The sequence below is a fragment of the Actinomadura gamaensis genome (assembly GCF_042652125.1).
Lineage (GTDB): Bacteria > Actinomycetota > Actinomycetes > Streptosporangiales > Streptosporangiaceae > Spirillospora > Spirillospora gamaensis.
The window spans coordinates 123,476-143,945 of record NZ_JBHSIT010000014.1 but is presented as its reverse complement, the minus strand read 5'-3'; the positions used below and the strand labels follow the sequence as shown (position 1 = coordinate 143,945).

Here is a 20,470-nt window from a genome sequence, read left to right as displayed (position 1 = left end):
GCCGAGTCTGAACAGCTGATGCTGACAACCGCTCAATGAGCGGAAACGATCACCTTGTGTCGCCGGCTGGGGCTGGGCACCGAACTCGCCGGCGTGCAGGCGGGCGAACCGACGAGGGTCGCTCAGTCTGAGCCAGGGGAGAGGTCTTTGGCCAGTGCGCGGTTGATGGCGGTGTCGCGGTCCCGGTAGGCGGGGATCGGGTGGTATCCCGCGTGGGTGTAGAGGGCTAGGGCTTCGACGTTGCGTGAGCCGGTTTCCAGGATGATGCGCTCGGCGCCGATGGCGCGTGCGGCGTCTTCCAATGCTGTGAGGATGCGCTGGCCTAGGCCGTGGCGTCGGTGGGTGGAGGCGACGTACAGCTTTTTGATCTCGGCGACGCCAGGGGCGTGTGCCTGGATGCCGCCGCAGGCGCAGGGGGTGTCGTCCTGGTAGGCGACCAGGAAGAGCCCGGTGGGGGGAGCGAAGCTGTCGGGCAGGTCGTCGGGGGCGTCGGCGAAGCCGTAGCGGGCGAGCTGTTCGCGGTAGAGCTCGGTGGTGAGGCGGCGGGCGTCGGGGTGGTCGTAGGGGCGGGGGCGCAGGTCGAGTTGGTGGTCGTGATCGGCGGGGGGCGGGGCCTGGGCCATTGCTCCATGGTCACGCACTGCGGAGTGCATCATCCAGTTCGGGGAGTAGGTCGGCCACGTAGGGGTTGCGGGCGCGGCGGGCGAAGGTGCGGCGTAGTTGGCGAAGCAGTGATTGGCAGCGGACGGACTGGACGCCGGGCAGGCGCTCGGTCGCCTTGCGCAGGGTCTGGACGGCGGCTTCCAGATCGTGCAGCTGAAGGTGGGCTTGGACGAGGTAGCAGCCGTGCAGCAGAGCAGAGCGCTGGTATTCGTTGCGCAGGCCGGTGGAGGACAGCGGCGTCAACAGATCGACGGCTTCGTTGAGCAGTGCGCGTGCCTGGCCCGGGTTGTGCTTGGCGAGGTCGATGAGGGCTTGTCCGGTCTCGGCGGCCAGTTGGTCGGCGTTGAGGTAGTAGAGGAACGGCGGGTCGTCGGCCTGGCGGCGGGTGTGGAGAAGGGCTTTGGCCTGGTGGGCGGCGTTGCGGAAGGCGTGGACGTCGCCGATGGCGGCCTGGGCGGTGGCGAGTCGGCCGTTCAACCGGGCGCGGGTGCCCGGCGAGGCGTGGGTGTTGTGGTCGGTGGCGGCTTCGGCGATGCGGATCGCGTCTGCGGGCTGTCCGCTGTGGGCGCTTTGGTAGGCGAGCATGCCCAGGGTATTGGCGGCGCTTTCGGTCGCGACCTGGCGGAGCTGGGGGCTGGAGGACTGGGCTGCTGCGCGTGCGGCACGGACGGAGAGCAGGAGGTAGCGCTGGCCGGCGGCGTGGTGGCCGGAGTCCCAGAACATCCAGCCGGACAGTTGGGCGAGGTCTGCGGTCGCCAGCAGGAGGCGTTCGCGGATGTCGGCGCTTGCGGAGGCGTTGCGCAGCAGATCGAGGACGGCGTGCAGCTCGCCGTTGACGTAGCGCAGGTTGAGGGCTCCGCCGCCGGCCTGGTCGTCGAGGAGGCGGAGGTCGGCGATGTGCCGCGCGATGAGGGTCATGAGCGCGGGCCGGACGGCGTCCTTGCCGGTGCTGCCGATCAGGCGGGGCGGGGAATGGCGGATGCCGTCGAGGGCGGCGGTGATCAGGGGGACGCCGGTGGAGGGGACGCGGCGGTCAGGGTCTTCGCGGATGAGCTCTGAGACCTTGGCGATCACTTCGTCGACGTCCCAGTCGGCTGCCAAGGCCGCGATCGCGGATGCGGGCTGGTGCCGGTCCAGTTCGGGCCGTCCGGGCCAGAGGTCTCCGGGGGAGATGGCACCGCCCAGCTCTGTCGACAGCACCTGGGCGACGATCTGCGGGTACGGCGCGTAGGGGCGGAACCCCTTGGCGACCCAGTGGTACGGCGTCGTCGGATGGATCCGGTCGGAGGTCCGGCCGCGTGCCTCCAGCCAGGCGTTGATCGCATGCGCCAGCTCCCGTGGTGTCCAGTTCAGACGTTCCAGGTATTCGTTGAGAAGCGTTTGTTTCGCGCTCATGTGATCTCCGCGCCGAATCGGCATTTGGGAGCAAGGTAGCTCCGCTCAGCGTGCGCGGGGTGAGTGAACCCGGGTTGCCCGGCCGACCTTCACCGCCTTCACGGGTTCATCGGTCACCGTCACCACGTTCACGCTCAGGCGGTCTGCCATCAACGCAGCGTGACGGCGCAGGGTTTCCACTGCTGCCCGGTACCGCGCTCGTTCCGTGGCTGGCAGCCAAGCACTCGCATCTCGAACAGAAGAGGCCCGAAGATGAAGGCTTCACGATCGATCATCTCGATCCACGGCCGTGTCCCCTCGCCGGCGCTCTGGCGCGTGGCGTCCGCTGCCGCCGCCGGCTGCCGGGCGCTGGGCACCCTGCTGGTGTCGGAGCGGCTGATCGTGCCCGCGGTCCCGGAGCAGGTGGCCACGGCCAGGACGTGGCTGCACGACCGGCTCGGCTCGGCGCACCCGTGCGGCGATGCGGCGCGCACCGTGGTGAGCGAGCTGGTCGCGAACGCGATCGTGCACGGGTCGAGAGACAACGATCCGGTCGCGGTCACTGTCCGCCGGTTTCCCGGGCGCCGCGTCGTTGTGACGGTGACCGACTCGGGGAACGGTCCCGGCTCGGCTCCGCGGCTGCGCAAGGTGGACCTGGCGAGTACGAGCGGCCGCGGTCTGCAGATCGTCGGTGCGTTCGCGACCAGGTGGTCGATCCGTCGGCGCGGCGCGGGGTACCGGGTGCGGGTCCTTCTCAGTCCGAAGGGTGGGCCGGCAGGGGACGCATGCCTCGTTGCAGGGTTCAGCGGAGCGCTGGCTGATTTCGACGACGCCTCCCCGGGGCCGGGGAACGGGGCGGCGATGCGCGCGGTGACCGGGGCCGCGCGTCCCCCGCTGGTGTGACCGGCTGGTATCTGGCGGAGCGCGGTCCGGTCGAGCTCGAAGCGCTCGCTGAGGTTCTTCGTAAGCGCCATGAGCTGACCGCCTTCTGCGAGGTTCCCGCAGGGCGTTGCCGACTGCTGGTGGCAAGCCCGCGGGTTGCCTCGGCCCGCATTCTCAGTGCGCACGGTTGGTTCTGGTGGGGGTGGGGAGAAAGTGTCGCCCTCATTGAGGAGTGGGAGGCCGCGGGTGAAGTAATCGCGGCACGTTTGGCGGCCCATATCGGTGTGAGCGGTTATCGACTTGACGGACTGCAAGAGGTGAGCGCCGATGTGTCCGTGCCGTTCGGCTCGTCCGCGAATGAGAGCGGGCGGCGGCATTCGGGGAGGTGTTCCAACGATGCAGCACCAGAGCAACGTGTCGATCACAGCCAAGGAATGGTTGCACGGGGGACAGGCTCTATCCTGGCGGCTGGTGTTTCCGGGACGCGGGGACCAGGCGAAGCCGGCGCGATCGTTCGTCGGTAGCTTCTTCGCGGAGTCCGAGCGCGAGGACGACGCCAAACTGATCGCGTGCGAGTTGATCAGCAATGCGCTGCTGCATTCTCGCTCGGGGGATCCGGGCGGCTGGTTCGGCGTCGAGGTGCGGCGGGGCCGCCTGATGCGCATCGCGGTCCAGGACCTGGGAGGCCGTGGTGTCCCGCGCCCGGTGTCCTCGGCGGCCCGGCCCACGCTCGCCGTCGGTGGCCGGGGCCTGCGCGCGGTCTCGGATCTGTCCGCCGGGTGGGGAGTGTGCGGGACGCCGGAGACCGGCCATCTGGTCTGGGCGGACGTGGCTGTGAACGCTCCTTCAGGCTGGGCGTGCCGTGGCGGTGGCCATGAGCCGCCGGTCCGATGACGGTGCGGGCCAAGGTGCCGTTTTAGCCGGGCCAGGCGGGGGTGTGTTCCGGGAGCCAATGCCCGGCCCGCCTATGACCGGCACCGGTGCCGCAGACGGTTCGGGCAGGTCAGGGCGGCGCCGGGTGGGCCGATGGCGGGGGCGACTATCCCCAGTGGGATACACCAATGCCCGCTCTCGCCGTCGGCCCACCCACTTCCCCCTTCGATCCGCTGGCTCCTTGGCCCGGTACTCCCCGTACTCCTTTCACTCCTCTATCTCTCACTACATGAAGACGAGTCTCCGGCGAGAAGAGGTTGATGCGCTGGCTGAGGTGAGGAGAGGAAGGGCGATGAGAAGTCGAGGTCGTGAGGTGAGTTGAACCTTCGGGGGCGGTTGCAGCTGCTGCTCTCGCCTGGCATGGTGCCCGGCGGTCCTCTCGTGCGAGATAAACCTACTTCTCATCCATAAAAGAGTTTGCCGCATTATTGGATCATGGCGACGGGGGGCGGGCGGGCGGCGATATTTGACCGTTGAGATGAATAAAAACGCGCCGGAGATGCTTGCGTGGTCGTGGCGCGTCGAGAAATGGTCGAGCTCCCTTCGGGGGACGGCGCCGAAATTCGGCGGCCGAAACGAAATAGGAGCCGACATGACCGCGAAGAATGTTCACGCGAACATTGGCGCCGACACGGGCGCTGACAACGCCGCCACCGTCCCGGGCGGGCCCGCCGTCCCCTCCGGGCCCGGGCGACCGGACGGGGCGGCAGGCGCCGTGTGGGACGCGCTGGTGGTCAACCCCGGCGCGACGGTCACCACCATCACCACAGCCGCACAGGTCAGCCGCGCCACCGTGGCGCGGGCCCTGGCCGTCATGGAAGGCGACGGACGGGCCATCCGCACCCGAGGCGGTCGGGACGAGAACAACCGCCGACGCCCCGACACCTGGACCGCGACCACCACCGCACCCGCCCCGACCGTCGCCGGTGACGACACGCCTGACACGGCCGACACCGCGCCGCCCACCGACACCGCGCCGCCCACCGACACCGCGCCGCCTACGGACCCCGGAGCGCCGAACGCGGGCGACGCGCTGCACGCCGCGCCTTCGGCAACGGCCACCGGAACCGGCGAGCCGGTCGACGCCGGGTTCGAGGCGGAAGCCCTGTCGGAGGCGCGCGCGGCGCTGAGCGCGATGGGCGCGGCGATCACGGCGGCGCTCGCGGCGTTGGACGCCGGGAACGGTGCCGACGCGCTGTCGGCCATGGACGCGGTCTACGGCGGGTCGGGACGGGCGCGCCGCCTGGTGCGGGGTGTGGTCCATGGACGGGCGCGGAGCGCGTCGGGGCAACCCCGGTCCCTGCCGGGGCAGATGCGGGCGAAGGTCGCCGCGCACCTTTCCGCCTACCCGGCGTTGCAGTTCACCCCGCACGAGATCGGCAAAGCGCTGGGGCATTCGGCTGGGGCGGTGTCCAACGCGCTCGACCGGCTGGTGGAGGCGGGTGAGGCCGAGTTGGTGTGCGAACGTCCTCGCCGGTTCGCGGCCGTGCGAGACGCGGCCGCGCCGTCCGCCACGCCGTCCGCCACGCCGCCCGCGATGGCCCCCAGCGGGCGCTGACCCGCCGCTACGGGGCGCCCGACCAGCGCCCCCTTCCCGACCGACCTTCACGCCGCGCTACGCGATTGGACGCTGACATGACGACGACTTCCGACACCGCTGCCACTCCGCCCACCATGCCCACCACGCCGACCGCGCCGGGAACGCCGGGCACCGGAACCGGTTCGGTGCCCCGCCTAGGACAGGGCGAACTCCGGCGCCGGGTCGCCGCGCACCTGGTCGCCCGACCGGGGGAGGCCTTCACGCCCGGTGAAATCGCCCGCACCCTGGGCCGGTCGTCCGGGGCCGTGGCCAACGCCTTGTCCACCCTGCTGAGGAACGGACAGGCCGAGCAGGTCGGTGCCAACCCGCGCCGCTTTCGGGCACTGCCCGCCACCGTGCACGCGACCACCACCGGCGGTACCGCCGGTTCAGCCGAACCGGTCAAAGCCGCCAGCCCGACCCACAGCCCGCCCGCGAGCCCGCCCAACAGCCCGGCCTCGGGCCCGGCCACTGCGCCGCCCGCCGCGCCGACTGCCGAACGGAGTTTCCGGCGAGGTGAGACGGTGACGCGTCCGAACGGGCAGGCGTACTACCCGCGTACCTTGGCCGACCTGCCCGACGTCGCGGCGTTGCAGAAACTGCGGGCGGCGTCCATCCCCGCCCTGTTGTACGGGCCGCCGGGAACCGGGAAGACCTCGCTGATCGAGGCGGCGTTCCCGGACCTGATCACCGTGGCCGGGGACGGCGACACCACCGTCTCGGACTTCATCGGGGAGTACACGCAGGCGGCGGGTGGCGGCTATGAGTTCGTGTACGGGCCGCTGGTGACCGCGATGACCGAGGGTCGCGCCCTGCTGATCGACGACGCCACGCTGATCTCCCCGAAGGTGCTGGCGGTGGTGTACCCCGCGATGGACGGGCGGCGCCAGATCATCGTCAAGGCCCACAAGGGCGAGACGATCACCGCCACGCCGGGGTTCTACGTGGTGGCCGGGCACAACCCCGGCGTTCACGGCGCGGTGCTGACAGAGGCGCTGGCGTCCCGGTTCGCCGCACAGATCAGGGTCTCCACCGACTACGACCTGGCCCGGACGCTGAAGATCGAACCGCGCGCGGTCCGGGTCGCCCGCAACCTGGCCAAACGGCAGGAATCCGGGGAGATCGGCTGGGCGCCGCAACTGCGCGAATTGATCGCCTTCCAGAAGATCGCAGGCGTCCTCGGGCCCGAGGCGGCCGTGGCGAACCTCCTCGGGGTCGCACCCGAGGACGACCGCGAAGTCGTGGCGGAAGTCCTCAGCGCGGTCTACGGACGCGCGATCACCCCGCTGTCCCTCGGCCAGCAGATCTGACCGGCCGCCCCCACCGGCCACCGTCCGCGCATCCCCGCAACGCCCCGCACGCTTCGCATCGCCATCGGAGGATCCCATGACCAGTACCCACGTGATCACCACGCCCGCCCCCGTCCCGTCCGCTGACCCGCGCGGCGCATGGCTGCGGCTGTCAGCGGCGCTGTCGGAGGAGGTGTGCAACCTGGCCGACCGCGAGGACCTGACGGTCACCTGCGCCCCCGGCAAAGGGCGCGGGTCGCCCGGATGCTTCATCCCGGCCCTGGCCACCGTGGAACTGGACGGCACCTACCTGGGACACGCCCCCGACTCCTGCGACCCGTCCCGCCCCGCCGACCGCGAACGGTACGCGCCGCTGTGGGGCGTGCTGGTGCACGAGGCCGCGCACGCCGCCCACACCCGCTGGAGCCACACGACCGGCGCGCCCGCCGCCTACGTGGAGGCCGCGCTGATGCTCGAAGAATCCCGCATCGAAGCCGCGCAACTTCGCCGCCGTCCCACCGACCGGCGCTGGTTGCGGGCCTCGGCCAGCCATCTCATCCTCGCCGACTTCGCCGCGCGAACGCCGACCGCTGCGACCGCCTCGGCCGGAACCTCCGCCGGAACGTCCGCCGGGACGCCCCAGCACGCCACCGGCCCGGCCAGTGGCCCGGGCGCTCCGGGAGGCATACCGGGTGCGGCGATGACGCCATGGGACGCCGCCCGCGCGGCAGGCCTCCTGCTCGCGCGGGCCGACCTGGGAATCCTGAACCGCACCGAGATGATGCACCTCGCCCTGACCATCGCCGACGTGCTCGGCCGCGCCCGACTGGCCGAACTGTCCAGCCTGTGGAACGCAGCGCACACCGCCCACGACGACGACCGCGACACGATGCTCGACCTGGGACGCCGGTGGTGCGAGGCCATCGGAACCGCCCCCGAGCAGCCCGCGCCCTCCGGCGGGTCGCCGAACACCGAGGCGAACAAGGACGGACAGCCCAGCACCTCGACGCCGCTCGCAGAGGCCATCCAAGCCACTCTGGCCAGCGTCGAAAGGGCGGAGAAAGCGAAGTCCGGCACGGCCACGCAGGACGAGCACGCGCGCGAACAGCACGCCCGCGAACGCGCCGACCGGACCGCGCAGAAGGTCTTCACCATCACCTGCCAGCCGGGCGAGGGAGACGGCCCCACCGCGATCACCGGGGCCCGCGCACCCCGCCCCGCCGAGCAGGCCGCCGCACGCCGCCTGGCACGCGCGCTCCGGTCGGCATCGCACCGCGAACCGGTCGTCACGACCGTGACCTCGCCGATGCCGCCCGGACGGTTGCGGATGCGCGACGCGCTCGCCGCCGACGCCCAGCGGGCGGCCGGTGCGGTCCCCACGGCCGAACCCTTCGCCCAACGGACGCGCCGTCCGGTGCCGTCCCCGCCGCTGCGGCTCGGGATCGCCTGCGACGTGACCGGTTCGATGCGCGCCCTCGCCGACCCGGTCGCCTCAGCGGCATGGATCCTGGCCCGGGCCGCCGCCTACGTTTGCGACGCCCAGTCGGCCACGGTCATCTTCGGCGCCAAAGTCCGGCCGGTCACCCATCCGGGCATCGCGCCGACGCGCGTCGCGCAGTTCACCGCCTCCGACCGCGACCACCAGTTCGCCGAAGCGGTGGACGCCCTCGACGGCGCGCTGGACCTGTCAAGGCCCGGCGCGGCCCGGCTGTTGGTCGTCGTCTCCGACGGAATCTTCCCCGACTACGAGCGCGACCTGGGCCGCGACCGCATCAAGCGGCTCACCGCTGCCGGATGCGCAGTCCTGTGGCTGGCCATGAACGGACGGACCCGGCCGATCGAAGGCGCCGCCACGGTCACCCTGACCGACCCCGCGCAAGCCGCCGCCGTCATCGGCACCGCCGCCGCCCGCGCCCTACGCCGCGCCTGACACCGACCGGTCCGGGGCGCCACCGTCCCACCCGGCGCCCCGGACCCGAACCGCAGCCACCACGACCACCTCCGGTCATCAACCGGCACCTTGGGGAGGCCACGCATGGCCAACGAGATGTTCATCCTGCTCGGCTGGGCCTGGGACGTCGACGCCGCCGCCCGTCTCGCGGCCCGTTACCCCGTCCGTGACGCCGACATCCGTCCACTGGCCTGGGCACGTGCCGTCATCGCGGTAGACCCCGGCCACGCCGCCACCACCGACCTGACCCGCCCGCTGCTGGCGGTGACCCTCCCGCACACCGACACACCACTGGTGATCGACGGATGGCACCGCATCCACCGCGCCCTGAACAGCGGCGTTCACCGCCTCCCCGTAGTGATCCTCAACCAGACCGACGAGCGCGCCTGCCGCCTCATGGGCGGCTCCGTCCAGCCCGCGTACTGACCCCCTGAAGCCCCGCCACGCTTCGCAATAGGACGATCGCTGGCCTGAGTACTGATGTCCTCGTGAGGCTGAGAAGCACGGATGCACGCCGCCCGGCGTATCGACCTACGGCACTTAACTCTCTTTGAAGCCTGCGGAAGAGATGGAAGACACTCCTCGCAGCAACTGTTGTGAAGTCGGCATCGGCCAGGGCTCGGTGTGCGGGTTGGCCGGCTTCGGCTCCCGGCCGTACGCCAACAACCCGCGCGCTGGTCCCACCCCAAGGGCCTGGCCAACCTCCGCAACGCCACCGCCGCCTGCTGCGACGCGGCGGCCTGACCGGCCTGCCGCTCGCGACCTCCGGTCACGGTCCCTCCTGCGGGCGCCCCTGACAGGCCGTGCTGTGGGCGGTGCCGAACTCTGCCAGCTCGTCTCCTGGATCACGCCGGTGGGGCCGTCGAGCGACTCGCCGTCGAAACCGGGTCCGACGCGGCGCCCCTCGAAGGCGATGACCTTGCCGTCCGCCTCCAGGCCGATATGCCGCTGGCAGAAGTAGCCGATCAGTTCCTTAGGGCTGTCGCAGGCGCTGGCCACCCACCAGGCCGCCTTCGTGATGACGCAATCGTGCCGGACCGTAAAGGTCGCGCGTTCCAGCTGCTAATCACCGCCGCGAATGGAAAACCATGAAGCACTGAGGGTATCGATTTCTGACGGCGAACCCGAACCTCGATCGTTAGCATTTCAAGAGCGATGCATAATTACCGTCACGAGTGGAGAGTTCATCGTGCGTCCCTTGTTCGATAATCCTTCCCTGCTCCAAGACGATGATCACGTCAGCATTTCGGATGGTTGAAAGCCGGTGAGCGATGGTAATCGTAGTCCTGCCCTGTGCAAGCTTTTCAAGGGCCTCTTGGACAGCTGACTCCGTGCGGACATCCAGAGCGCTTGTAGCTTCGTCTAGTACGAGAATCGCCGGATCGCGAAGGATCGTCCGAGCGATGGCGAGACGCTGTCTCTCACCTCCAGAGAACCGATACCCTCGCTCACCGACCATGGTGTCATATCCCTGCGGCAATGTCTCGATTAGGTCGTGGATCTGCGCAGCCCTCGCGGCATCAACTATCTCGCGTAGATCGGCATCAGGTTTTGCGAATCTTAGGTTTTCGATGATAGTCGCATGAAAGAGATGTGTGTCCTGTGCAACGACTCCTACCGCCCGGGCCAGATCGGCAAAACTTAGTTCGCGGACATCGATTCCATCGATCAACACTCTTCCAGAGGTCGGGTCATAAAGACGCGGAACGAGATAGCCCAAAGTGCTTTTCCCTGCCCCTGTCGGGCCCACTATGGCTAGCTGGGTTCCCGGTGGCAAATCCAGATTGATGCCAGAGAGAACAGGTCTTTCCTCGTAACAGAATTCGACTCCCTCGAAGCGAACATGCCCTTGAGGATGTGGGAGCGAAATTGGGTTACGCGGTGCGATGATTTGCTCCTGCAGGTCGAGATACTCAAAAACCCGCTCAAACAGTGAGAGAGAGGTCTGCACGGCGACCCCTGTTTGTAGAAGTTGCACGGTCGGCCCGAACAACGCTTGCTGAAGGGTCGTAAAAGCCACCAAGGTGCCAACTGACATGGCCGGCACATTCGGCGCCACACTGATGCCAGCAGTCCAGTAGATAACCACGGGCATCCCCGCCATAATCATTTGAATCACTGCTTGCCGCCATCGCCCAGCCATAGCCGACCGAATGGTCAGAAGCGTCAACCTATCTGACTCTTCACTGAATCTTCTGACGAGGTCCGCAGTTCGTCCCATTGATCGCCCGAGCACGAATCCGCTGACCGAAAGAGACTCCTCAATCATGGTCGACATGTGCGCGAGCTGCTCCTGCCGATCCTTAGCTATACTGCGGCGTTCCCGCCCCACCCGCTTACTGATTACCGCGAACACGGGAAGCAGCAGAAGCGATGCCAGCGCTAGCCTCCAGCTCAGAATAACCATCGCAGTAATCGTGGCGAACATAGTCGTGAGGTTTCCGACCACCGTGCTGGCGACACTGGTGACGGTGACCCCCATTCCGCCAATATCGTTGGCAATACGCGACTGCACGTCTCCTGTCCGAGTTCGACTGAAAAATGCCAGCGACATACGTTGCAGGCGTGCGTAAACGGCGTTACGCAGATCGCGCATCACTCGCTGCCCGATCGCTACTGACAAGTATGCTTGTATGACCGAGGCGGCCGTGTTCACCCCCGCACAAAGAAGCATTGCCGCAGCAAGAGCGGTCAATAGTCCCGGACGTCCGTCCGGAATCGCCTTGTCGAGGATCTGCCGCAGGAGAAATGGCGATATCAGTGCGACAAGAGATGAGGAGAGGATTAGTAGCAGCAGTAGCGCCAGTCGTCGCCGGTAAGGGACAAAGAGTACGGCGATCCGCCGAAAGGAAACCTGAGAAGCATTTGACCGACTTCGCATACAGCCTCCCGCATAAAATGCCGATGACCATTCGCCGACGTAGTATAGAATCGCCAGATTCAAAGTCGGCAGAATGGCCATCGCGAACATATGCCGTTAGACCAGGGAAAGAAGCCCCTCGCGAACCAGGACGCGGATCAGGACCACGCGCCCGGACTCATCAAGGTTTCCCGGGATGTCGTTACCGGCGAAGAACTCTCCCGTGGTGCCGAGAATGAACTCGACCTCGTCGGTGACACGCGCCGGCAGCTGGACCGTCTTGTTGTGGAAATCCAGTTGCACGCCACTCTCGGTACGAGAGTGACTGAAGCGCACCCCCCGTCGGAGTCGCACCTCGGTGGCCACAGTTATCTCACCCAGTTTTTCCAGGTCAAGCAGATGACCGGACAGCGTCGGATGAGAAATCGACGCGGCTCGCTTGACGGCCGCGCTCCGCATCTCAGAAGCCGACAAGCGGGAGCTGAGAAGGCCGGTCAGCTCGGCGAATCTGGCCTCGACCTCGCGCTGCATTGCGGAACTAGCCAGGAATCCCATGGGCAAGCCGCGCCGGAACGCGACCTCTGCGGCGAACACCTCTTTAATTGCTTCTTCGAGAACCGTCGCCCAAACCACCGGATGCACGCCGATCGTCAGGTGCACGGAAACGGTGTCGTTGGCCATCGCGGAGTGAACCGTACCGCGCGGCAGGTAGAGCAGATCCCCTCGGTTGAGATCGAACTCCTGGTCCGGATCGTCCCGCACAGACTGAGACCTGTCGAAGGGATTGTCCTTCAGGGGCAACTGCTCTTGGGCACCGTGCAGCCGCCAGCGCTTGGAGCCGTGGACCTGTGCGATGAACACGTCGTGGATGTCGTAGTGGGGCGCGAATCCCTGATTCCCAGCGGGAGTGACGTAGACGTTGACGGCGAACCTGGCGCTGACCTGTGCACCCAGGGCCTGAGTAAGCCGCTGCAGCGGTTCCCAACGCTGCTGCAACGAGTTAAGAACCACCGTGGAACCGCTTCGATACTTTTCGTAAAGTCGCTCGAGAGCGTTGGTGCCGCCTATTTCACCGCCAGACACCAAGTCCGAGATAGGGGTTTCCTTCCCGTCGAGAACGACGCGCAACCCGTCCGACCGCACGCTGGACAGCGACAGGATGCGATCCACGTCCTGCAGGGTTAGCAGCTGAGAATAGTAGTCAGGGTCGTTGCGTTGGATGAGGAGAGATTTCTTCTCCCAGTACTCCCGTTCGAAGGTCGGGATATCTATGGGGGCGATGAGATGCGCGAGATCAGAAAGAGGCCGCACTATGGCGGCCTCTTTCCGATCCGCAAGAAGTTCCACCACGATGGGCTCCTTACGGATGAATCTTGATCAGGATGACCGCGGGATCAGACGTCGTGGTCGTCGTAGATCTCGCCGGGGCTGTCCCACCAGTCCTCGTCGTCGTAGGTGGGGTCGCCGGCGACCACCGGGCCCGGCATTCGAGGGGTCACCACGGTGACCTCGTCTTCGAGCAGGGACTTCGGCATTTCCCTGCCTCCCTTCGTGTCGATTCGGTCTGATCGGATCCGATCGAGATCGACCATACAAAGATCGACAAGTTGGGAAAAGGGCCAGTCAGGGGACGGTCCAAGTTGTCACCTATGGCGTGCAAGGGACTCAACGACTGCCAAGAATCACGCTCTGCAATTACCGACCTGGGGACTTTACGTTGCCGTAAATGCGGGCGGTAGTGATCACTTAGCAGCCCCTGGTCATCAGAGCAACACAATTAGCCGAACAGGGATGGCCGGATGGGGACGCGGCACTTTGCCTTCGCTTTACTACTACTATTTACGTACTGATTCCATTTCTTGCGGACCGTGAGCTATAGTGACGCTAAGTAATTTAAATGTCGCGTACCGTGTCGGAGGGAGGTGGGAGGTTCTTGTCGGATCGTTAACCTGACGTTGATCGTCGGCTTCGTAGGGTGCCTCTTGGTCACCGGTCACCGGCGAGCTGAAGCAGGCTGAACATGACAGAGGCAGAAGAGCGATCGCCGGGTTCACGGCGAAACTGGATCCCCACTGCCTGGATCGTCTCAGTGCTGACTGCGGCGTATGCGGCGGTCGCGGTATGGCAAACGGCCAGTTCGGTACATCGTCCCCTCGCTGACCGGCAAGCCGATCTGCACGTGTACTACGGAGCCGTTCAAACGGTGGCGCGCGGGGCGCCGCTGTACTCCTACACCGCACCCAACGGCGACCCTTTTACCTATCCACCGTTCGCCGTGCTGGTGCTGTGGCCGATCCGCTGGCTCAGCGAACCGGTTCTGCGGGTCGTGTGGACCGGGGCCACATGCGCACTCATACCCATGGTCGCCGCCATCGCATTCCGGCGCGTCACCCCACCGGCTCGCGGTCTGGTGGTCGGGCTCGGCGCGCTGCTGGTACTACTCGCCGCACCTTCTCAGAGCAATCTGCGGTTCGGCCAGGTCAGTCTGTTGGTGATCCTTCTGGCGCTGATCGATGCGGCCGAGGTGACACCCCCGCGCTGGCAAGGCGTCCTGATCGGCCTGGCCGCAGGGGTGAAGCTCACCCCGCTGCTGTTCGTCCCATACCTGCTACTCACCGGACGGCGGAAGGCCGCTGCCACGGCGACGATCGTGTTCATTGCCTGTGAAGCTACTGCCGCTCTGCTATTGCCGTCCGACTCGTTGGCGTTCTGGACTCGCGAAGTGTTCAGCACATCCCGGGTAGGGAACCTGTCGGCCACCGGAAACCAATCACTCAACGGCATGCTGCTGCGTCTGCCCTTGGTGGCATCGCATCGGGAGGCAGCCTGGATCCTGCTGTCGCTGGCCGTGACGGTCACCGCACTCCAGCAAGCGCGGCGCCTCGCCGACCATCGACTTCGCACCGAGGCCGCCGCGGTGATCGGTTGCGCGAGCCTGGCCGTGTCCCCGGTGTCGTGGACCCATCATCAGCAGTGGACTGTATTGGCCGGATTGCTCCTGTTTGCGCGTCGGCCTCCGATCTCCTACCTGCTCGCTGGCGCGATCCTCACCCTGATGGTGGTCACCTTGCCGCCCCTTCCCGGAGCCTTCGGGCACATCCTCGCAAGTGACGTGCGTGGATTCTGCGCGATTGCGCTCTGCACAACTGGGCTGCTCGCTACCTGCCGCCTGGCACCACTCGCTCGCCTCCGAAACGCTCGTCCCCGGATCGCCGATCTCCTAGCCGGCCGACTCATCGCCGCCTTCAGCGGACTCGCGGTACTCGCCTCCGCCGTGGCGATAGCCACTGGGATAGTGAGACTCCACTTCCTGCCGCCCGACGGCCTCACCGCCGCCCGGTGGCGCGCCGCGATGAGCGACACCAGCACACCGCCCGCTGCCGCGATGAGCTACCTGATCGCGCCGACCAACGGGGTCGCAGTTAAAACGGCGGGCCGAGCACGAGCTGACGTGGCGCGCATCGAACTCCGGGTAACCAGCACCGGTCCCCTCCGCCCGGTCCCGCTCACCACAGGTTCCTCCGGAACCCGCACGTTCGCGTTCGTCCTCTCCAGGCAAGCCGGCGCCGCCCTCATCGCCTACGACAACCAAGGACAACCCATCAGCTACAAGAACCTCGAATAAAGCGCCCTGTGATCGGTGGAGAGTCTCCGCGCCAACCAGGGTGATTCAGGAAGAGCTCTGTGGAGCTCATATGCACGCACGTCCACTTGTCGGAGTCGATCGCTCGCACGAAGTTGGTCGCACCCCTTCGCCGCCGTCACCTGACTGCGCCATTCCACTATGACCTCCAGCGGCCAAATGCTTACCAGGACCGCTCGTAGCAGTACGCCGACAGGTCCTCTGCACCGACGGGGCCGTCCGGACGCTGGTCGACCTGGTGCTGGGGGATGAGCACCGACTCGGCCACGGTTCGCTCTATGACGGGCTGAATCACGGCGGCCTGGACGCGCGGCCCGGCTGCGGTTCGCGCTGGCCGCGACACTCCTGCGCCGTGCGACCTAGCCCGGTCCTAGCGTTCTGCCACACCTACGGTCGCAACGAGGAGCAGCATCACATACTTCCGGCTGGGCCTTCTCGATCGTCGCGGCGCTGGAGACCAACTCAGGGTCTGCATGGCCGGGCCCGTATCCCGTGTTGAGCGGCTCGTCACGCAGGCACAAGGGCGCGGCTGGGACATCTGCGTAAGCCTGATGACTCCGGGAGTCTGCCCAAAGCCCAAGCCATATCACTGCGCCCGCCACGTACAACACTCGGAACAAGCGGGCCCAGGGCACCGCCGACAGCTACCCGCATGGGCTGCTGGCTGAACTCGTACCGCTCGGCATGCCGACCGTCGTGCTGCCGTTCGTCAAGTTCGCTCTCGCAGCGAACCCGGCGCTCTCAAGCAGCATCTTCGACCTACGCGCCATGAGTGTGCGTGTGCTCTACGGCCCGGGCGAGTCCGAGCCTCACCCACCGGGCACCTGCGATTCTCGACTCGATTCCTACGCAGGGGACTGGCTACTCGACGCTGCCGAAGAAACTCACCAGGCCGCGGCCTTGACACAGCGATGCTCCAGACGAGGTGGCTCATAGGGGTCCTCGCTTACGGTGATTTCATAAGTCTTGACAAGGGGCAGAGCAGCTCAAAGTCCATGCGTCTGCCCCAGCTCATGGATTCCTTGGCCGGGCGAAGCCGAGGAGGGTGGGGCGGTGGTAGGCCTGGATCTGGACGACCGTGCCGGTGTGGGGTGCGGCGATCATCTTGCCGGGGCCGATGACGAGGCCGACGTGTCCGGGGTTGGTGGTGGAGGTTCCGGGGCCGGAGTTGAAGAAGACCAGGTCGCCGGGCTGTTCGTGACCGTTGGGGACGCGGGGTTCGTGGTTCCACTGGTCGCCGGACACGCGGGGGATGGTGATTCCTGCGGCGCGGTAGGCGGCGAGGGTGAGGCCGGAGCAGTCATAGGCGTTCGGGCCGGTAGCGCCCCAGACGTAGGGCTTGCCGAGTTGGGCGCGGGCGAACGTGATCGCCTTGGCGGCGGCTTGGTTCGGTGCCGCCGCGAACCCCGCGCCCGGCGCTGTCGCGCAGCTCATGGGGGCTGTGGCCAGTGGTGTGCTGCCGGAGCTTTTGGCGTACGTGGCGGCGCGTTTGAGGACGTCGTTCACGTAGGCGTTGGAGTGGTTGTAGTCGAGCAGCGCGGTGCGGAGCTTTGCGGGTGCGCCGTTGTGTTTGAGGTAGCGGGCGGCGGCGGGGATGGCGTCGGAGGGGTCGTAGCGGTCGCGGCGGCCGTCGTGGTCGCCATCGACGCCGAAGGTGGCCCAGGTTCCGGGAAGGAACTGCATGGGGCCACCCGCACCGGCGGAGTTCTCGCCTGAGGTGATGCCCGGGTGAGTGGAGCGGCCGTGGTCGGACTCGACCGCACCGACGGCGGCCAGGATGTTCCACGGGATGCCGTACTCCTGCCCGGCGCGCACGTAGAGCGCAAGGTAGCTGGGCGGGATGTTAGTGGACCCGGTGCGGCCTGGGCCGGTGCCGGGAGATGGGGCGCAGTTCGTCGCGTCGGGGTCGCTGCCTGCGCTGAACGCGCTGGAGACGCCGCCGAGGATCGCAGCGACCAGGACGAGGAATGCTCCGGCGGCGCCTGCGAGTATCAGCGGCACGAGGTCTGCTCCGGGCTCGGTTGGTCGCCGGTTGGGTGGCCCAGGGCCTCGGCGAGCTCGATGAGGCGTGCGCGCCGGTCGCCGGTCCCGAGTGGTAGCCAGACTTGTTCGGCGGGGCCGTCGTCGGGCTGGGTTCCGGTGTGGACGGCGGTTGCGGCGGGGACGGGCGAGGTGCGGATGAGGCGCCGCAGGTTGGTCTCTCGGGCTCGGGAGGGCAGCCAGAACAGGACCGGTGTGGAGATGCCCGTGGACTCGGCCAGAGCGGTGTAGTCGGTGAGTTTTTCGGCGACCTTGGGCAGTGGCTCGGTGCCCGTGTCGTACTCAAGGAAGAAGTCGACCTCGACCAGGCCGCCTTCGGGGCTGGGTTCGGTCCAGCGTCCGTAGGCGTCCGGACGGGCCAGGTCGCCCCACAGGCGTGCGCAGCGCCGCTGGGGCCACCAGTCCTTCACGGCCGCGCCGTCGTTGCGCGTGCGGGCGTGGCGGTGGAGCTGGGCGAAGAACTCGTTCACGCCGATCTGGTGGCCGAGCTGGCGGGAGTGGCAGACGGCCAGAGCGGCGGTGCGTTTGTAGCCGAGCTCGGTGACGTCGATGCCGCGCTGCCCGGCCAGGACGTGGGCTCCGGCCGGTCCGAGGACCCAGTGCCAGGGGCGCGTGCCCACCGGCGTCCACGGCTGGACGCGTTCCAGCGCGGACATGCGGAACAGCTCCAGCAGGCGGTGGCGGGCCTTGCCTGGGGTGGAGAAGCAGATCGCGGCGAGTTGGTGGGTGGTCAGGACGCGGTGGTCCCAGACCAGTTCGAGGACGTGTCGGTCGCGGTCGGTGAGGCGGTGGGCGAGTTCGGCCAGCAGCTCGGGCGACATCCGGGGCGGCGGTGCCGTGGCCGGACGGCGGAGGCGGACAACACGACGACTCATGCGGGCTCCTGAATCGAGGCGGAAGCGGGCCGGTCAGCGCTGGCGCGGGTCGCGCAGCGCCGCCTTGCGCGGCTGCTTGGGTTTGCGGGCCGAGTGCGGTGCGCGTTGCGCGGACCATTGGCGGGCCGCCTTGCGCGCTTCGTCCTGGCGGCCGGGTGTGGCGGCGGGGAGGGGGCGGGTGCGGAAGGTGAACGCGGGTGTTTGCTGGGTGCCGGTGATCAGGCGGGCGGCGGCTTGGTAGGCGCCCAGGTGGGACAGGTCGTGGGCTGTGAGCAGCGGGGCGACGTGGCGGGCGAGGTCGTGGGCGTCTTCGGGTGAGGTGGTGAAGTAGAGCTTGTTGCGGGCGTCGGCCGACACCGCCTCGCGCAGGTCTTTGGGGAGCTGGGTGAGGTGCTGGTGGGCCAGGACGAGGGAGAACCGGTAGCCGCGGGCTTCGGCGAGGACGTCGCCGATGGAGCCGGGCAGGTTGAGGAAGTTGTGGCATTCGTCGACGTAGGCGGCGGCGTCCGGACGCTGGTCCTCGGGGAGCAGCGCGCGGCGGGTGATGGCCTGCCAGGTGTGGGCGAGCAGCAGTGACCCGAACAGCCGGGCCGCGTCCTCGCCGAGGACGCCCTTGGGGAGACGGGCCAGGACGAGGCCGCCCTTGTCGAGGTGCCGGCCCAGATGCACGGTTGACTCGCTGGCCGACAGCGCGTCGCGGACGAACGGCCGCAGCAGGACGGTGCGGAGCTTGTTCATCACCGGCCCGATGGTCGCGGCGCGGCCGGCGGGTGAGAGTTCGTCGTAGTCGGCCCAGAATCCGGCCAGCAGTTCGTCGTCGAGTTGGGCGGTGATCCTGGCCCGGTAGGCGGTGTCGGCGAGCAGTCGTGGGACTTGGGCGAGTGTGGCTTTGGGGCCGTTGACCTGGGTGAGGGTGAGGCAGGCCGAGCGCAGCAGGTCGTCCAGGCGCGGCCCCCAGGAGGAGGAGAAGCAGCGTCGGAAGATGGTGATGATCGAGTCGACCGCGAATACCGGGTCCGGTCCGGCCAGCACGTTCACCGACGGCGGTGGGGTTGGGTCTCCGGGATCGAACAGCACCGTCCTGGAGAGCGCGTGTTGGGGAAGGCGGTCGAGGACGTCGGCGACCAGGTCGCCCTTGGGGTCGATGACCAAGGCGCCACGGCGCGCATGGACGTCGTCGAGGATCATCGAGGCGAGCAGCGTCGATTTCCCGACGCCGGTCTGTCCGAGCACGTGAACGTGCTGGCGTGCGCCGGGAATCGGCATCCCGACCGGGCGCGGGTGCCCGGCGTCCGCGTCCCCCAGGACCCGGACGTTCCCGCCGACCGGGACGAGTGGCGACGGCGCGACGGGACGGGCTCCGGCGCGGGCGATGCCCGGTGCGTCCGGATCGAGCGGCAGATGGGCCAGCGCGGCCAACTCGCTAGCGGACAGCAGGTAGCCCCGGCACAGTCGTCGTCGCGCGATGCAGCGGGCGGGGAAGAACAGGCGGCGGCGCCGCAGATACTGGTGGCCGGAACTGAACAGCGCGAACGTCGCGGCGAGGCTGTGGGCGCGTCCTCGCAACCGGTCGCGGGTCGCCTCGCCTGGTCGGGCGGTGGTGGAGACGGCGTAGCGGACTTGGACCTCGAAGCGAGGTTGGGCGGCCTTCTTGAGGATGGCGCGGACCTGTTCAGCTCGCTCGGGGAACCGGCGGGTCAGCTCCCATACCTGCTCGGTCGCGGCGGGGCCGGGAGTGAGCAGGTCGAAGAGCCAGGCCTGCGGGGCGGCCGAGCCGCCGCCGCGCAGCGCGGCGGCGGCTCGGTGGGCGTGATTCAGGCGCCGTCCGGTGACGGGTCTGGCCAGGACCTGCACCACGGCGCGTTCTCCGCGCGCAAGGCCGGAGAAGGCGCCGAGCAGCGCCCGCAACGGGTCGGACTTGTGCTCGGCCGTGAGCGGGAAATGCTCGGGCCGCGCCAGTACTACGCGCCCGCCCACGCACTCGCTTCGGGACGGCATCGGCGGCTGGACGGGACGCCTGTTGAGCGTGGCGCCCGGCCATGCCGACTGGACCGTCTTCTCCATCAGGCCTGCGGGGATGCTCCCGGGAACCCAGAGCTGGATGCGGGCGCCGGCTTCATCGGCCAGGTACTCGAACGCCAAGTGTGGTTGCCCGACGAGCAGGCGCTTCCAGCGCGGTCGCAGCAGGCCGACTTGGTGGGTCCACCAGGCGGTCGCGCTCGGCGGCTCCACGTTCGGCGGCACCGACACCTCGATCATGTAGGCGTCGCGGTGCCACCGCTGGTGCCGCCACTGCCACAGCAGCCAGCGCGCCGCACCCCAAACCCCGGCCGAAACCGCCGCACCACCACCCCACAAGGGAGCTCGTGCGGCTGCGTCCG

General features: G+C 68.1%; 15 protein-coding genes. 7 read left to right on the top strand and 8 right to left on the bottom strand.

The features are described 5' to 3' along the window. Positions 1 to 122 precede the first annotated feature (122 nt). Together ACFPCY_RS37115 and ACFPCY_RS37110 are read right to left on the bottom strand one after the other, a co-directional pair. Positions 123 to 623, bottom strand: a complete 501-nt coding sequence (locus tag ACFPCY_RS37115; protein ID WP_378263422.1) for a GNAT family N-acetyltransferase — start codon at positions 621 to 623, stop codon at positions 123 to 125. Positions 624 to 633: 10 nt separating this feature from the next. Further along, a complete protein-coding gene (locus tag ACFPCY_RS37110) occupies positions 634 to 2,058 on the bottom strand; it encodes a hypothetical protein (RefSeq protein WP_378263420.1) in 1,425 nt (474 codons plus the stop codon). A gap of 159 nt (positions 2,059 to 2,217) precedes the next feature. Between ACFPCY_RS37110 and ACFPCY_RS37105 the strand changes: the two genes are divergently transcribed. The 6 genes from ACFPCY_RS37105 to ACFPCY_RS37080 all read left to right on the top strand — a co-directional run bounded on the left by ACFPCY_RS37105 (position 2,218) and on the right by ACFPCY_RS37080 (position 9,097). Next, entirely contained in the window at positions 2,218 to 2,940 is a 723-nt protein-coding gene (locus ACFPCY_RS37105; protein ID WP_378263418.1) for an ATP-binding protein, read from the top strand. A 375-nt stretch (positions 2,941 to 3,315) separates the two neighbouring features. After that, a complete protein-coding gene (locus ACFPCY_RS37100) occupies positions 3,316 to 3,813 on the top strand; it encodes an ATP-binding protein (protein WP_378263416.1) in 498 nt (165 codons plus the stop codon). A gap of 631 nt (positions 3,814 to 4,444) precedes the next feature. Next, entirely contained in the window at positions 4,445 to 5,410 is a 966-nt protein-coding gene (locus ACFPCY_RS37095) for a MarR family transcriptional regulator (protein ID WP_378263414.1), read from the top strand. 77 nt (positions 5,411 to 5,487) lie between these two features. Beyond that, positions 5,488 to 6,741 carry an AAA family ATPase gene (locus ACFPCY_RS37090; protein ID WP_378263412.1) on the top strand — a complete coding sequence of 418 codons (1,254 nt, stop codon included), beginning with the start codon at positions 5,488 to 5,490 and terminating at the stop codon, positions 6,739 to 6,741. Between the two features lie 76 nt (positions 6,742 to 6,817). Continuing rightward, positions 6,818 to 8,650, top strand: coding sequence for a hypothetical protein (locus ACFPCY_RS37085; protein WP_378263410.1), 1,833 nt, complete (start codon positions 6,818 to 6,820; stop codon positions 8,648 to 8,650). Positions 8,651 to 8,755: 105 nt separating this feature from the next. Beyond that, positions 8,756 to 9,097 carry a hypothetical protein gene (locus tag ACFPCY_RS37080; RefSeq protein ID WP_378263408.1) on the top strand — a complete coding sequence of 114 codons (342 nt, stop codon included), beginning with the start codon at positions 8,756 to 8,758 and terminating at the stop codon, positions 9,095 to 9,097. Between the two features lie 712 nt (positions 9,098 to 9,809). On the opposite strand, the gene ACFPCY_RS37075 is transcribed toward ACFPCY_RS37080, so the two are convergent. The 3 genes from ACFPCY_RS37075 to ACFPCY_RS37065 are packed head-to-tail and all read right to left on the bottom strand — an operon-like array spanning position 9,810 to position 13,066. Continuing rightward, positions 9,810 to 11,633, bottom strand: coding sequence for an ABC transporter ATP-binding protein (locus ACFPCY_RS37075; RefSeq protein WP_378263406.1), 1,824 nt, complete (start codon positions 11,631 to 11,633; stop codon positions 9,810 to 9,812). Between the two features lie 15 nt (positions 11,634 to 11,648). Continuing rightward, positions 11,649 to 12,881 (bottom strand): cupin domain-containing protein, encoded by a 1,233-nt coding sequence (locus ACFPCY_RS37070; RefSeq protein ID WP_378263404.1) that lies wholly within the window; start codon positions 12,879 to 12,881, stop codon positions 11,649 to 11,651. Between the two features lie 44 nt (positions 12,882 to 12,925). After that, positions 12,926 to 13,066, bottom strand: coding sequence for a hypothetical protein (locus tag ACFPCY_RS37065; protein WP_378263402.1), 141 nt, complete (start codon positions 13,064 to 13,066; stop codon positions 12,926 to 12,928). Positions 13,067 to 13,551: 485 nt separating this feature from the next. Between ACFPCY_RS37065 and ACFPCY_RS37060 the strand changes: the two genes are divergently transcribed. Next, entirely contained in the window at positions 13,552 to 15,156 is a 1,605-nt protein-coding gene (locus ACFPCY_RS37060; protein WP_378263400.1) for a glycosyltransferase 87 family protein, read from the top strand. Positions 15,157 to 16,185: 1,029 nt separating this feature from the next. Here the strand turns inward: ACFPCY_RS37060 and ACFPCY_RS37055 are convergent. From ACFPCY_RS37055 to ACFPCY_RS37045, 3 genes are read right to left on the bottom strand one after another with little or no spacing between them, the layout of a single operon-like run. Then, positions 16,186 to 17,175 carry a C40 family peptidase gene (locus tag ACFPCY_RS37055; RefSeq protein ID WP_378263398.1) on the bottom strand — a complete coding sequence of 330 codons (990 nt, stop codon included), beginning with the start codon at positions 17,173 to 17,175 and terminating at the stop codon, positions 16,186 to 16,188. Next, complete coding sequence (locus ACFPCY_RS37050) at positions 17,166 to 18,089, bottom strand: replication-relaxation family protein (protein ID WP_378263396.1); 924 nt, start codon at positions 18,087 to 18,089, stop codon at positions 17,166 to 17,168. Before ACFPCY_RS37050 ends, ACFPCY_RS37055 begins: the two co-directional genes overlap by 10 nt. A gap of 33 nt (positions 18,090 to 18,122) precedes the next feature. After that, on the bottom strand, positions 18,123 to 20,447 hold the full coding sequence (locus ACFPCY_RS37045; RefSeq protein ID WP_378263394.1) for a type IV secretory system conjugative DNA transfer family protein: 2,325 nt from the start codon (positions 20,445 to 20,447) through the stop codon (positions 18,123 to 18,125). Positions 20,448 to 20,470 lie beyond the last annotated feature (23 nt).